13 protein-coding genes are annotated in these 13,370 nt (G+C 45.4%); all 13 read left to right on the plus strand.

Translation table 11 applies throughout. The features are described from left to right. Positions 1 to 7 precede the first annotated feature (7 nt). The 13 genes from spoVE (at position 8) to pgeF (ending at position 13,352) form a co-directional block, all read left to right on the plus strand. Positions 8 to 1,105 (plus strand): stage V sporulation protein E, encoded by a 1,098-nt coding sequence (gene spoVE / locus QMA13_RS11645; RefSeq protein ID WP_282941530.1) that lies wholly within the window; start codon positions 8 to 10, stop codon positions 1,103 to 1,105. A gap of 5 nt (positions 1,106 to 1,110) precedes the next feature. After that, positions 1,111 to 2,178 (plus strand): undecaprenyldiphospho-muramoylpentapeptide beta-N-acetylglucosaminyltransferase, encoded by a 1,068-nt coding sequence (locus tag QMA13_RS11650; protein ID WP_349254209.1) that lies wholly within the window; start codon positions 1,111 to 1,113, stop codon positions 2,176 to 2,178. Positions 2,179 to 2,396: 218 nt separating this feature from the next. Continuing rightward, positions 2,397 to 3,302, plus strand: a complete 906-nt coding sequence (murB, locus tag QMA13_RS11655) for a UDP-N-acetylmuramate dehydrogenase (protein ID WP_282941532.1) — start codon at positions 2,397 to 2,399, stop codon at positions 3,300 to 3,302. 15 nt (positions 3,303 to 3,317) lie between these two features. Then, positions 3,318 to 4,586, plus strand: a complete 1,269-nt coding sequence (gene murA, locus QMA13_RS11660) for a UDP-N-acetylglucosamine 1-carboxyvinyltransferase (protein ID WP_282941533.1) — start codon at positions 3,318 to 3,320, stop codon at positions 4,584 to 4,586. Between the two features lie 266 nt (positions 4,587 to 4,852). Next, positions 4,853 to 5,737, plus strand: coding sequence for a cell division protein FtsQ/DivIB (locus QMA13_RS11665; RefSeq protein WP_282941534.1), 885 nt, complete (start codon positions 4,853 to 4,855; stop codon positions 5,735 to 5,737). A 179-nt stretch (positions 5,738 to 5,916) separates the two neighbouring features. Further along, complete coding sequence (ftsA, locus tag QMA13_RS11670) at positions 5,917 to 7,167, plus strand: cell division protein FtsA (protein WP_282941535.1); 1,251 nt, start codon at positions 5,917 to 5,919, stop codon at positions 7,165 to 7,167. Positions 7,168 to 7,212: 45 nt separating this feature from the next. Continuing rightward, entirely contained in the window at positions 7,213 to 8,355 is a 1,143-nt protein-coding gene (ftsZ, locus tag QMA13_RS11675; RefSeq protein WP_282941536.1) for a cell division protein FtsZ, read from the plus strand. 224 nt (positions 8,356 to 8,579) lie between these two features. After that, positions 8,580 to 9,032: a flavodoxin gene (locus QMA13_RS11680; protein ID WP_282941537.1), complete on the plus strand. Its 453-nt coding sequence runs from the start codon at positions 8,580 to 8,582 to the stop codon at positions 9,030 to 9,032. A gap of 131 nt (positions 9,033 to 9,163) precedes the next feature. After that, complete coding sequence (spoIIGA, locus tag QMA13_RS11685) at positions 9,164 to 10,081, plus strand: sigma-E processing peptidase SpoIIGA (RefSeq protein ID WP_282941538.1); 918 nt, start codon at positions 9,164 to 9,166, stop codon at positions 10,079 to 10,081. Between the two features lie 73 nt (positions 10,082 to 10,154). Then, entirely contained in the window at positions 10,155 to 10,877 is a 723-nt protein-coding gene (gene sigE, locus QMA13_RS11690; protein WP_028549292.1) for an RNA polymerase sporulation sigma factor SigE, read from the plus strand. 171 nt (positions 10,878 to 11,048) lie between these two features. Beyond that, a complete protein-coding gene (gene sigG, locus QMA13_RS11695) occupies positions 11,049 to 11,831 on the plus strand; it encodes an RNA polymerase sporulation sigma factor SigG (protein WP_079910477.1) in 783 nt (260 codons plus the stop codon). 187 nt (positions 11,832 to 12,018) lie between these two features. Beyond that, positions 12,019 to 12,321: a YlmC/YmxH family sporulation protein gene (locus tag QMA13_RS11700; RefSeq protein ID WP_282941539.1), complete on the plus strand. Its 303-nt coding sequence runs from the start codon at positions 12,019 to 12,021 to the stop codon at positions 12,319 to 12,321. 173 nt (positions 12,322 to 12,494) lie between these two features. Continuing rightward, entirely contained in the window at positions 12,495 to 13,352 is an 858-nt protein-coding gene (gene pgeF / locus QMA13_RS11705; RefSeq protein WP_282943375.1) for a peptidoglycan editing factor PgeF, read from the plus strand. The last annotated feature ends 18 nt before the right edge of the window (positions 13,353 to 13,370 follow it).

The following is a 13,370-nucleotide window of genomic DNA, read 5'->3' on the forward strand; positions in this document are numbered from 1 at the left end:
GGCATGTATGGCAAAAGCGCGGTCTGCACCAGATGTGACGATGTTGGTATGTACGATGATGCTCTTAGCTATCGGAGTGGTGATGGTATACAGTGCCAGCGCCGTACTGGCGTTTCATGAGTTTGGCGATCTGTACTATTATTTGAAAAGGCAGCTTCTGTTTGCTGTTCTCGGTATTGCAGCCATGATATTTACTATGAATGTAGATTACTTGGTCTGGAAGAAGTACGCCAAGATCGGACTCATTGTATGCTTTGCTCTGCTGCTGATTGTTTTGATCCCAGGAGTCGGGGTCGTTCGTGGAGGAGCACGAAGCTGGCTCGGTATCGGATCTTTCGGTATTCAGCCGTCCGAGTTCATGAAGATCGGCATGATTTTATTTCTATCCAAAATGCTTTCTGAGAACCAAAATAAAATTACGCTGTTTAACAAGGGACTCATACCTCCTTTGGGTTTAGTAGGTCTAGCATTCGGACTCATTATGCTTCAACCGGATCTTGGAACAGGCGCAGTGCTGGTAGGGGCTTCTCTACTCATTATTTACACGGCGGGCGCCAGACTGCTGCATCTTTCATATTTGGGCATGGTTGGTGTGGCAGGGTTTATCGGACTTGTTATTGCGGCTCCGTATCGTTTAAAGCGGATTACCGCGTTCTTAGACCCTTGGCAGGACCCGTTAGGTGCAGGCTATCAAGCCATTCAGTCCCTTTATGCTATCGGACCAGGAGGTTTGGTGGGTTTGGGACTCGGAATGAGCCGGCAAAAATACAGCTATTTGCCTGAGCCTCAGACAGATTTTATTTTCTCTATTATTGCAGAAGAGTTGGGCTTTATCGGCGGCTCCTTTGTTCTTATTTTGTTTATGCTGTTGGTTTGGCGCGGCATGCGGACGGCCATTACGGCACCCGATACGTTCGGTAGCCTGCTTGCAACAGGCATCGTCGGCATGATTGCTGTCCAGGTCGTTATTAACATCGGGGTTGTTATCGGCATGTTCCCGGTTACCGGTATTACGCTTCCGCTTATTAGCGCAGGCGGTTCATCGCTTACTCTGATGCTGACCTCTATCGGCATTCTATTAAATATTTCCCGCTATGCGAGGTGAACGGCTTGAAAACTATCGTCTTTACAGGAGGCGGTTCGGCAGGACATGTCACTCCTAATCTGGCACTCATTTCAAAATTGAAAAAGCAAGGTTGGGATATTCAATATATCGGCTCAAAGCAAGGGATAGAACGAGACATTATTCAGCATGCCGGCATATCCTATCATTCTATTTCTTCAGGAAAACTCCGTCGTTACTTTGATTTGAAAAATATGAAAGACCCTTTTAGAGTTATAAAAGGCGTTGGAGATGCTTATACACTGCTTCGTAAGCTGAAGCCGGCCATTGTATTCTCCAAAGGCGGCTTCGTTTCGGTCCCTGTCATAGTAGCTAGCTGGTTGAACCGGATTCCGGTGATTTGCCATGAGTCAGATATTACTCCAGGATTGGCAAATAAAATATCGGTTCCGTTCGCGAATCGAATTTGTGTTAATTTTCCCGAAGCTCTCAAGTACATAAAAGGCGGCAAAGGAATATGTACAGGATTGCCTATTCGCGAACAGATCTTACAAGGAAAAGCGCATCGCGGATTGGATCTATGTGATTTTCACAAGCAAAAGCCTGTCCTCCTGGTCATGGGGGGAAGCCTCGGCGCTCAAAAAATTAATGCAGCCGTACGTGATTCGCTAGATACGTTATTGGAACGTTATCAGATCGTTCATCTATGCGGTAAAGGGCAGACAGATGAAGCCTATGCCAAGCGTCGCGGCTACAAGCAGTTCGAGTACATCAATGAAGAGCTGGCCGATATATTGGCCATGACGGATCTCGTAGTATCTCGGGCTGGAGCAACGTCGATCTTTGAGTTTCTATCATTAGGCAAGCCTATGCTGCTGATTCCACTGACCAGGCAAGCGAGCCGTGGTGATCAACTGCTGAATGCAGCTTCTTTTGAGAAGAATGGTTATGCGGAAGTTCTTTACGAAGAGAATTTAACTGCCGATACCTTAATTGAAGGTATTAACGGTGTTTACGATAACCGGGACCACATGATCGCCAAGATTCGGTCTACGGAGCAAAACAGCGCTACGGAAACGATCCTTCAATTAATTCAGGAAACTTGTCTAAAGTAACGCCGCACCTGCAGTTTGAAGAAACTGTCTGGGCTATTGTCACACTATTTCCGATTTTACATAAACTACACTATAACCGTGACAGACACCTGAGCTATTAACGACAGAAGATTGGCGCCAACCCATTGACAGTAAGCGTCTCATCTTGTTGTTCATTCCGGTTTGGACGCGAAGTCCTTAAATCGGATGCCCTGGAGTTCTGTGAAGGAGGTTTTCCCATGCAACAGGTCATAACACAATTGCTGAGCGGAGCATACGGCGACTGCCGTCTGAAAGAGCCGCTCGCGCCTCATACCACTTGGAAGATCGGCGGCCCGGCTGATGTGCTGCTGATCCCTCGCACAAAAGAGCAGCTAGTCGAGGCTGTCAAGCTACTTTATCAGCATCAGACGTCTTGGACCGTTCTCGGACGCGGCTCCAACATGCTGGTTGCAGATAAAGGAATACGAGGAATCGTACTTAAGCTTGGACCGTCGATGGAGACACTGCGGTTTGATGGCGATATCGTCTATGCTGGAGGAGCTTATTCCTTGATTAAGCTGTCTGTCATGGCCAGCAAGGAAGGTTTGACTGGATTCGAGTTTTTCGGAGGCATTCCGGGAACAGTGGGAGGCGCCGTCTACATGAACGCCGGAGCTCACGGGTCCGATGTGTCACGCATACTGTTAAGAGCTGAAGTGCTGCTCCCGACAGGGGAATTGGTGACCATGCAGCAAGCCGATTTTGAGTATGATTATCGTCATTCTTTATTGCAGAAGGAACCGGGGATCGTAACCGAGGCTGTATTCCAGCTGCAATTCGGCGACAAAAAAGAAATTATCGAAACTACGGCAGCCTACAAAGAAAGGCGTCTACGGACTCAACCGCTGCAGTTGCCTTGCGCTGGAAGTGTTTTTCGCAATCCGGAAGGACATTTTGCTGCAAAGCTGATTGAAGAAGCGGGATTGAAGGGGTACAAAGTCGGAGGAGCCGAAGTTTCACCGCTGCATGCCAATTTCATCGTCAACACCGGGAAAGCGACAGCTCAGGACGTGCTCACCCTCATCGAACAGGTACAGCGAATCGTTTTGGAAAAAAACGGAATTAAGCTTGTGCCAGAAGTATTGGTGGTGGGTGAGCGGTAAATCGGAGGTGGGACTTTGGAAAAGTTGGTTATCGAAGGTGGGAGACCTCTATCGGGAGCCATCAAGATTCATGGTGCAAAAAATGCAGCGCTGCCCATATTGGCAGCGGGCATGATGGCAGAAGGGACTATTGAAATCAGTAACGTGCCCGATCTGTCCGACATTCAAGTGATGCTAAGCATATTACGCGCACTAGGCTGCCGAACCGATCATCATGAAGACACGGTAACCGTTAATACATCCACTGCGCATTCGCATCACATTCCCGAAAGCTTGATGAGTCAAATGAGATCCTCCATTTTTTTGATGGGGCCGTTGTTAGCGCGCTTTGGCAGAGTTCAAGTCTATCAGCCAGGCGGGTGCGCAATAGGAGAGAGGAAAATAGATTTACATTTAAGCGGGCTCATCGCATTAGGAGCTGAGATCGAGGAATCCGGCAATACGATTGTTTGTACGGCTAAAGAGCTGCGGGGAGCGGAGATCGTTCTTGATTTTCCGAGTGTGGGAGCTACAGAAAATATCATGATGGCTGCAACAATGGCCAAAGGCTGGACTACGATATCGAATGCTGCCAGAGAGCCGGAAATACAAGATTTGCAAAACTTCTTGAATGCGATGGGAGCTAATATTATTGGAGCAGGTACCGACACCATTACGATAGAAGGTGTTTCGGAATTAACTCCATGTACTTATCGCATTATTCCGGACCGTATTGTTGCTGGCACGATGATGATCGCCGCAGCGGTAACAAGAGGAAATGTAACGCTGGAGAATGTATGTCCGGCTCATTTAACGTCTGCGATACACGTTCTGAAGCGCGCAGGTGTTCAAATAGCGATTCACGGTGATATAATAAATGTAAACTGTCTATCGAGACCGAAGTCGGTAGAGCGTATTGTTACATCGCCACATCCGTCCTTCCCGACGGATTTGCAATCCCAGATTATGGTTTTATTGTCCTTGGCAGATGGACTTAGCATTGTGAAAGAAACGGTATTTGAAGGCAGATTTAAGCATGTAGATGAGCTATCCCGAATGGGAGCGGATATCCGTCTCGATTTGAACTCAGCATTCGTCAAGGGAGTGCCCAGATTATATGGAGCGACCGTAGAAGCTACGGATTTACGGGCAGGTGCCGCCCTGGTTATTGCAGGTCTTGCTGCTCAAGGCACAACTATCATTGAACAGATTCATCATATTGACAGGGGATACGATAGAATCGAACTCATGCTATCACGTCTGGGTGCCCATATTCACCGCGTTTCACCGGTACCTTCCGAGTAAGCACTTATTACTTATATCATGATTCCTATGACCATTGCCGCTGATTTATCCCCTCTTTTTTTAGACGGGGATATCGGCGGTTTACATAGTTCGTTGCGTTATACGAAGAAGAAGTTTTGCATTCGCAAGACTCAAGTTAATGCTTACGAATTTGGCTTTCTTTCAGAAAGCCCAGTAACGCTTACGAAGTAAGTTTTGCATTCGCAAAACCAAGTTATGCTTACGAAGTAAGGCTTTCCTTTGGAAAGCCCTTAGGAGGGACAACCTTGCACCAAGAACAAAGATTGCCCGTCATCCAAAAGCCCAAAACAAAAAAACGTTCAAGAAGCAGCAAAAAGCTGCTCCTGTTTTTATTCCTGTTCTTCATTACGCTGCTCTGTATTCTATTCTTTCAATCGTCCTTGAGTAAAATCACATCGGTCGAGGTAGAAGGGCAGGAGCTGCTAACTGCTGATGCGGTAGAGCAAGCATCCGGGGTAAAATCAGGAGATCATTTTTTTGCTGTCTCCTCTTATAATGTTGAGCAACAGGTTAAAGCTCTGCAAATGGTAGAATCTGCTAAGGTTACAAAGCATTTTCCCGGGGTAATTCATATCGAAGTCAAAGAATATCCCAGAGTTGCCTATCAATTCGGTAATGCTAATCAACCTGAGGCAATCTTGGCTGACGGCAGCGTTGTACCAATGTCCGCTGAGGTGAATTTTATAATGGACAAGCCTATACTGACCGGGTGGGGCAGCAGTGCGGATTTGAAGATTCAGCTCTGTAAGGCATTGGCATCGGCTCCAGCGTCAACTTTGATGGATATATCTGAGATTAAGCCTGATCCGTCGACATCCTACCCTGATCGAATCAAGATGTACACCCGCTCACAGTTCGAAGTTGTCACCACGATTAGCTATTTACCAAATAAGCTGCAATACTTGGATGCCTACATTTCCAATCTGAAGGAAAATAAAGTGAATACGGGGGTTTTGACGTTATTGGAAGTCGATACTCACGCGCCGTTCGATGTAGAAGGTAATAAATCCCAAACTGGTAAAGACGTCAAGTCCGATAAAAAGCCGCCAACCAACGCCCAGAGCGGTTCTGCCGATTCAAAGAAAGATCCAGGTAAAGCTACTTCAGGCAAAGAAACGACGCGGAATTGATAGAAAACTCTACTCAATCAAGGGATTTAATGGTAGAATTAACTTTATGGTATATTTAGCAACAAGTTTGTTGAAAAAAGTTTGTGAAAAAAGAGGGAAAACCCTAACCGTGTGGAATATGTACAGAAGCTTTCTTTTCATCGAAGCTTATATCTATTAGTTATAGGAGGTGCCACGGGTTGAGCAGCAATGACATCATTGTTAGTTTGGACATCGGTACATCCAAAGTTCGTGCTATTATTGGGGAAGTCGTTAACGGCGCCATTAATATAATAGGGGTTGGATCTGCCGACTCGGAAGGTATTCGCAAGGGAGCCATTGTCGATATCGATCAAACGGTACAATCGATTCGCAACGCGATCGATCATGCTGAACGTATGGTTGGTATTCAAATAGCAGAGGTTTACGTTGGAATTTCCGGGAATCATGTTGCTTTGCAATCTAGCCATGGCGTAGTAGCCGTTTCTAATGAAGACCGCGAAATCGGCGATGAGGACATTGAACGGGTTATTCAAGCGGCTAAGGTCATTCCTCTTGCACCGGAACGCGAAATTATCGGTGTTGTGCCGAACCAATATTTGGTTGACGGATTGGATGAAATTCACGATCCGCGCAGTATGATAGGCGTTCGTCTAGAAGTGGAAGCCACAATTATTACAGGCGCGAAAACAGCGATACATAACTTGCTCCGAGTAGTGGAGAAAGCAGGAGTCAAGGTTAGCGGTTTAATTCTCATGTCTTTAGCAGCAGGACACTTGTGTTTGTCCAAGGATGAGAAAGCAATTGGAACCGTACTGGTGGATATCGGCGCAGGACAAACGACCATCGCCGTTTTTGAACAAAACAATTTGGTAGCAACATCAACCTTGCCTATCGGCGGCGAATATATTACGAATGATATTTCGATTGGTTTGCGGACTCAAGTGGACATAGCTGAAAAAATTAAGCTGAAATTCGGCTGCGCGGTTATCGAGCACGCTGCACCTGATCAAGTATTTAAAGTAAATCGTATTGGCAGTAACGTTGATAAGGAATTTTCGCAGGTGGATCTGGCGAATATCGTCGAGCCTCGTGTGCAGGAAATTTTCCATTTAGTTCATTTGGAAGTACAACGATTGGGCTTCTCCGAGCTTCCAGGAGGCTATGTACTGACAGGAGGCACGGTTTCTATGCCGGGCATGCTGGCTGTTGCACAAGCTGAACTGGCGACATCGGTTAGAATTGCGGTACCGGATTTCATCGGTGTACGCGACCCGTCTTATACCAGCGGTGTTGGAATTATTCAATACGCTTTCAAGTATTTAAAAATTGCAAAGCAATCGAGTGCAGTAAAAAAATCCGTCTCGAATCCAAAAAAATCAACCGCTACCAGCGAACAAAGGCCTTCGGTCATGGAACGATTTAAAAATTGGTTGAGTGAGTTTATTTAAGGTACACATGACTTTTTAGGCTTAATGAGGGGGAAAATGAAGGCTATGTTTGAATTTGATATGGACATGGACAGTCTTGCCAAGATAAAGGTAATCGGTGCTGGCGGCGGCGGAAGTAACGCTGTTAACCGAATGATTGACAACGGAGTAAAGGGCGTTGAATTCATTACGGTCAATACGGACGCACAGGCACTTCACTTATCCAAATCGGATCAGAAGATGCAAATCGGCGATAAGCTGACTCGTGGTTTAGGAGCGGGCGCTAATCCAGAAGTGGGTAAGAAAGCCGCAGAAGAATCAAGAGAATTGATTTTCAACACGCTTAAAGGCGCTGACATGGTATTCGTCACTGCAGGTATGGGAGGCGGCACAGGAACTGGTGCGGCTCCAGTTATCGCAGAAATTGCTAAGGAATGCGGCGCTCTAACTGTAGGGGTAGTAACAAGACCTTTTACATTTGAAGGACGTAAACGTGCTATGCAAGCGGAGCAAGGGATTGCTGCTCTGAAGGAAAAAGTAGATACGCTAATCGTTATTCCGAACGACCGTTTGCTTGAAATTGTCGATAAGAAAACCCCGATGCTTGAAGCATTCCGTGTAGCGGATAACGTGCTTCGCCAAGGTGTTCAAGGGATTTCTGACTTGATCGCCGTACCAGGGCTAATCAACCTCGATTTCGCGGACGTGAAGACGATCATGACGGAACGCGGCTCCGCTCTTATGGGGATTGGCGTTGCAACCGGTGAGAACAGAGCTGCCGAAGCTGCCAAAAAGGCAATCCAAAGCCCGTTGCTCGAAACTTCGATCGATGGAGCAAGAGGCGTTCTGATGAACATTACAGGTGGAGCGAACCTTTCCTTGTATGAAGTTAATGAAGCTGCAGATATCGTGGCATCTGCTTCCGATTTGGAAGTGAACATGATCTTCGGTGCTGTTATTGACGAGAAGTTTAAGGACGAAATTCAAGTTACTGTCATTGCAACGGGGTTCGAGCATAAACCTGACACTCAGCAGCAGGTACGCAAGCAGCCTATGGGCAACAGCGCGACTTCTAATGATGTATCGGCTAATGACAACCGCGGCGGCGGTTTAAATAATCTACGTCCATTTGGTGGACAAGCATCCAATGATCAATTGGATATCCCAACCTTCCTTCGCAATCGCGGCAGAAACAACTTTGATAAATAATCCATAAATAGATCAGTAACTTAATAACGAATGTAAGAAGCCCCTTAACCATTCCCAATGGATCGAGGGGCTTTTGTTGTTTTATAGGTGGATTCAATATAAAAAAGGGCGGAAAGTATTGACAACATTTTTGAGAATGATTATCATTTACAACGAATGGATTTATTGATAATAATAATCATTATCACTATATCTGTTATAAATTATATTTCGGAGGAATGTAAATGTCAAAAATAGTAATGATTTTCGCGAGCATGACAGGAAATACGGAGGATATTGCAGATGCAATAGCTGATGGAATACGTGAAGCCGGTGGAGAACTAGAACAAAAAAACGTGATGGATTCGAACGGCAATGAGCTGATGAATTATGACGGTATTTTGCTAGGCGCTTATACTTGGGGGGATGGTGATTTGCCTGATGAGTTTCTTGATTTCTATGACGAGATGGATGAGCTTGATCTTAAGGGCAAGGTAGCTGCCGTATTTGGTTCGTGCGACTCTTCCTATTCCGAATATGGGGCTGCAGTCGATACTCTCATTGCTAAGCTGCAGGAGCAAGGAGCAGATGTCGTATTGGATGGCCTTAAGATTGAGCTGTCCCCTTCACAAGCAGAGAAGGAGACTTGCAAACAGTACGGGATCCAATTTGTAGAGAAATTGAACAGCACATTGTAAATTCCATAACCTGACAAAAAAAGTTGCACCTAATCGGCAAGTTTAGACAGACTTTGGAATATGCTTACTATATACTTGTCTCATTCGCATTAAAGCTAGTAACCATAGAGGGACCCCAGGAGGTTAGGAAAATGATTGTATATGTCGATATCATTTTCCTCGTCAACATGTTAATCGATGTGGTCCTGCTTATAGCTACTACCAAAATGAGAAGACTGCAATTCCGCTGGTGGAGACTGCTGTGCTCTGCAGCAATCGGTGGAGCCTATGTCGTACTCATGTTTTTCCCGCCATTGTCGTTTTTGTTTACCTTTGCCGTCAAGTTTTTGTTGTCTTTAATTATGATTCTGACGGCATACGGCTATGGCGGGCTTCAGCATTTTTGGCGGAATGTAGGCGCATTTTACATTATTAACTTTGTAGCCGCTGGAACGATAGTAGGAGCTCACTATTTTTGGATGTCGTCCGGAGAGGTAATAAACGGTATTTTGTTTACGCAGTCCGGTGGAGTGGAGCATAGGCTGCAGGTAGGGCTTTTGTTTATTATCGTGGTGCTGTTCTTTGCGATTTGGCTGTTCCGTCATGTTCAGCAAGCTTCCAAACGAAAGGAAGAGCTGGCCTCTTATTTTGCAAAAGTGGACGTGCATATCGATCAATATGAATCCAGCTGTACCGGATTGATCGATACCGGAAACCAGCTATACGATCCACTGACGAAAACGCCGGTTATGGTGATGGAGCTATCCCAGTGGAAGGAGAAGATTCCGGAATCCTGGAAGCAACGGATCGAACGAGCAGAGGTGGACCAAATTGTGAGTGCCATTGGAACTGATGATTTTGAGTGGCAGGACCGTCTACGTCTGGTGCCCTATCGTGGAGTCAATCGAAGCACGCAATTTATGCTCGCGATTAAGCCGGATCGTGTGGTCATTACCCATAATGACAAGCAGTTTGAAGCTCTTAAAGTACTGATAGGATTAGATGGTGGCAAATTAAGCGCCGACAATGCGTACCAAGCCATTATTCATCCGAATTTGCTACAAAATTAATGAAATATGCTTGCCCGATCTAGGCTCCAGCTTAGAGAAAACAAACCGCAAAATGCTAAGGAGGAACTCGATTATGCTCTTGAAGTTGAAGCTTATTCTGCAAATCTATTATTTCCGTCTTTTGCTGTTTCTTGGTTTAAAAGGGGAGGAAATCTATTACATAGGCGGAAGTGAAGCGCTGCCGCCTCCACTTACACGCGAAGAGGAAGAATATTTGTTAGAAAAGCTTCCTTCGGGAGATGCAGCGATCCGAGCCATGCTGATTGAACGAAATTTGCGACTTGTCGTCTACATAGCTAGGAAGTTTGAGAATACAGGTATTAACATTGAAGACCTCGTTTCCATCGGAGCTATTGGCTTGATCAAAGCCGTTAATACATTTGATCCGGAGAAAAAAATTAAGCTTGCTACCTATGCATCTCGATGTATTGAAAACGAAATTTTGATGTATTTGCGGCGTAACAGTAAAATCCGGACCGAGGTTTCTTTTGATGAGCCGCTTAACATTGATTGGGATGGTAACGAGCTACTTCTGTCGGACGTGCTGGGGACGGAGAACGATACGATTTACCGGAATATCGAAGAGCAGGTGGACCGCAAGCTGCTGCATAAGGCGTTGGATAAGCTGACAGAACGCGAGCGCACCATTATGGAGCTGAGATTTGGTCTTCAGGACGGAGAAGAAAAAACGCAGAAGGATGTAGCGGACATGCTGGGGATTTCCCAATCCTACATTTCGCGCTTGGAAAAGCGCATCATTAAAAGGCTGCGTAAGGAATTTAATAAAATGGTTTAAAATGGAAAAAATATTTTTTGAATGATTTGTAAGCGAATCCGTGCTTGATCTGATTGAGGTTGAATCGATTTACGCATTTCCAAAGTGGCAATAGTGGGTTGGGGTCAGCGCATAAAAAAGTATCGCGAGGAGATAATTAACATTAATGTTTCTCCTTGGGAGGTAATCACGGTGACCCGAAACAAAGTCGAGATTTGCGGTGTCGATACTGCAAAGCTACCTGTTCTGACCAACGCGGAAATGCGTGAATTATTCGTTCAACTGCAAACTAATAATGAACGAACTGCAAGAGAGAAATTGGTAAACGGTAATTTGCGGTTGGTGCTCAGCGTAATTCAACGGTTTAATAATCGTGGTGAATATGTAGATGATCTGTTTCAAGTGGGCTGTATCGGACTGATGAAGGCTATTGATAATTTTGATCTAAGCCAAAATGTAAAATTCTCAACGTATGCGGTACCGATGATCATTGGCGAGATTCGCCGCTATCTACGCGACAATAATCCGATTCGTGTATCGCGTTCCTTGCGTGATATTGCTTACAAGGCATTGCAGGTTCGTGACAGTCTGACGAATCAAAATTCACGTGAGCCGACGATTTATGAAATTTCAGAAGCGCTTAATGTACCGAAGGAAGATGTAGTATTCGCTCTGGATGCTATTCAGGATCCCGTATCCTTGTTTGAGCCGATTTATCATGATGGGGGAGACCCTATCTACGTGATGGATCAAATCAGCGACGACCGCAATAAAGACGTATCCTGGATTGAAGGCATAGCCTTAAGGGAAGCGATGCGCAAGCTCAATGATCGGGAAAAAATGATTTTGTCCATGCGCTTCTTCGATGGCAAAACGCAAATGGAAGTTGCGGATGAAATCGGCATTTCACAGGCTCAAGTATCGCGATTGGAGAAATCTGCTATTTCACAAATGCAAAAGCACGTTAAAAACTAACTCTGCGCTGGATAGCGCTCTGACTTCAAAACGGACCAGACCGACTCGTCAATACAAGGAGAGTGGGTCTTTTTTTCATGAAGAAGGACATTTTGCCCAAGTCTCACATATAGTATCTATAAGAGGCAGGAAAAGCGAGGTTTAGTTAGCAGGTTAAGAATCCATGAGAATACGTGGTGGTTGCAGCGTGAAAATATCAGATTTCCAAACCAAGGACGTAATCAATATTGTGGACGGCAAAAAGCTGGGTCAAATAAGCGATTTGGAGCTGGATCTCCGACAAGGCAAGATCGAGTCCATCGTCGTACCGAGCAGCAACCGTTTATTTGGATGGTTCGGCGGGTCTACGGATGTCGTCATTCCATGGAAAAATATTGTAAAAATCGGAATGGACGTAGTGCTGGTAAAGCTGGATGATGTTCGAGCTTATCGGCAGCAGGAGGAAGTGGATACGACAGTATATGAATATAACCGGCAGTATCGGAGCTGAACAGAAGCCCTAGTTAAAGGCACACGAACGAGAGCATGCCGCAGGGAGCGGTGTTGTTTTTCGGTAAGTGTGCTGTTTTGTCGTTGCAATTGCTTTGAGGTTTTATTCCAAAATCGTGTATACTGATAGGGAGAGTTTGGTAATCGGAGACTGAAGGCGAAGGGAGATGCATGATGGAACCATTTGTATTGCAAAAAGTGGAGAACGGTTGCGAGCTATTTTTTATTAAGCATTGGATGGATCAAACGATAGACTTAACGGCAGGATTTACTTCCCGTCACGGTGGAGTTAGTAAGAAGGAGTTCAGCAGCTTGAATTGTGGACTTCATGTCATGGATGTGCCTGAGGATGTAATCACTAATCGGACTCGCTTGGCGGAAGCCTTGAATGTGAAGCTGGAGGATTGCACTTATGCTGAGCAAGTCCATGGAAATGAAGTTGAGGTGGTAACAAGACAGCATGCGGGAGCTGGCGTGGATTCAAGAGAAGGTGCGATACAAGCTAAAGATGCTTTTATAACAAATGAACCGGGAGTCATCCTCCATGCATTGTTCGCGGATTGTGTGCCGCTGTTATTTTTTGATCCTGTTCATAAAGCTGTAGGATTGGCGCATGCCGGCTGGAAAGGAACCGTATTGCAAATAGCACGGAAAACCATTGAAGCGATGGAGCATCAGTTTGGTACGAAAGCGGAAGATGTCCTTGCGGCGATCGGCCCTTCCATCCATTCATGCTGCTATGAGGTGGATGACAAGGTCATTACGCAGATCCGCCAAACGATGGATGAATTAGGAATTGAAAATCATGACGATAATAAATCGATTCCGATCTTTGAAAATAAAGATAATGGGAAATATAACTTAAGCTTGCAACAAATGAACCGACAAATTATGATAAAAGCAGGAATTTTGCCGTCTCATATCGAAATAAGTAGTTTATGCACGAGTTGTCGCACCGACCTCTTCTTTTCTCACCGTAAGGAAGGCGGGAAAACGGGCAGGATGGCTGCGTGGATTGGATTGCATGAATAGGTAATAGAAATTGAGGTG

The organism is Paenibacillus sp. RC67 (assembly GCF_030020805.1).
Taxonomy (GTDB): domain Bacteria; phylum Bacillota; class Bacilli; order Paenibacillales; family NBRC-103111; genus Paenibacillus_S.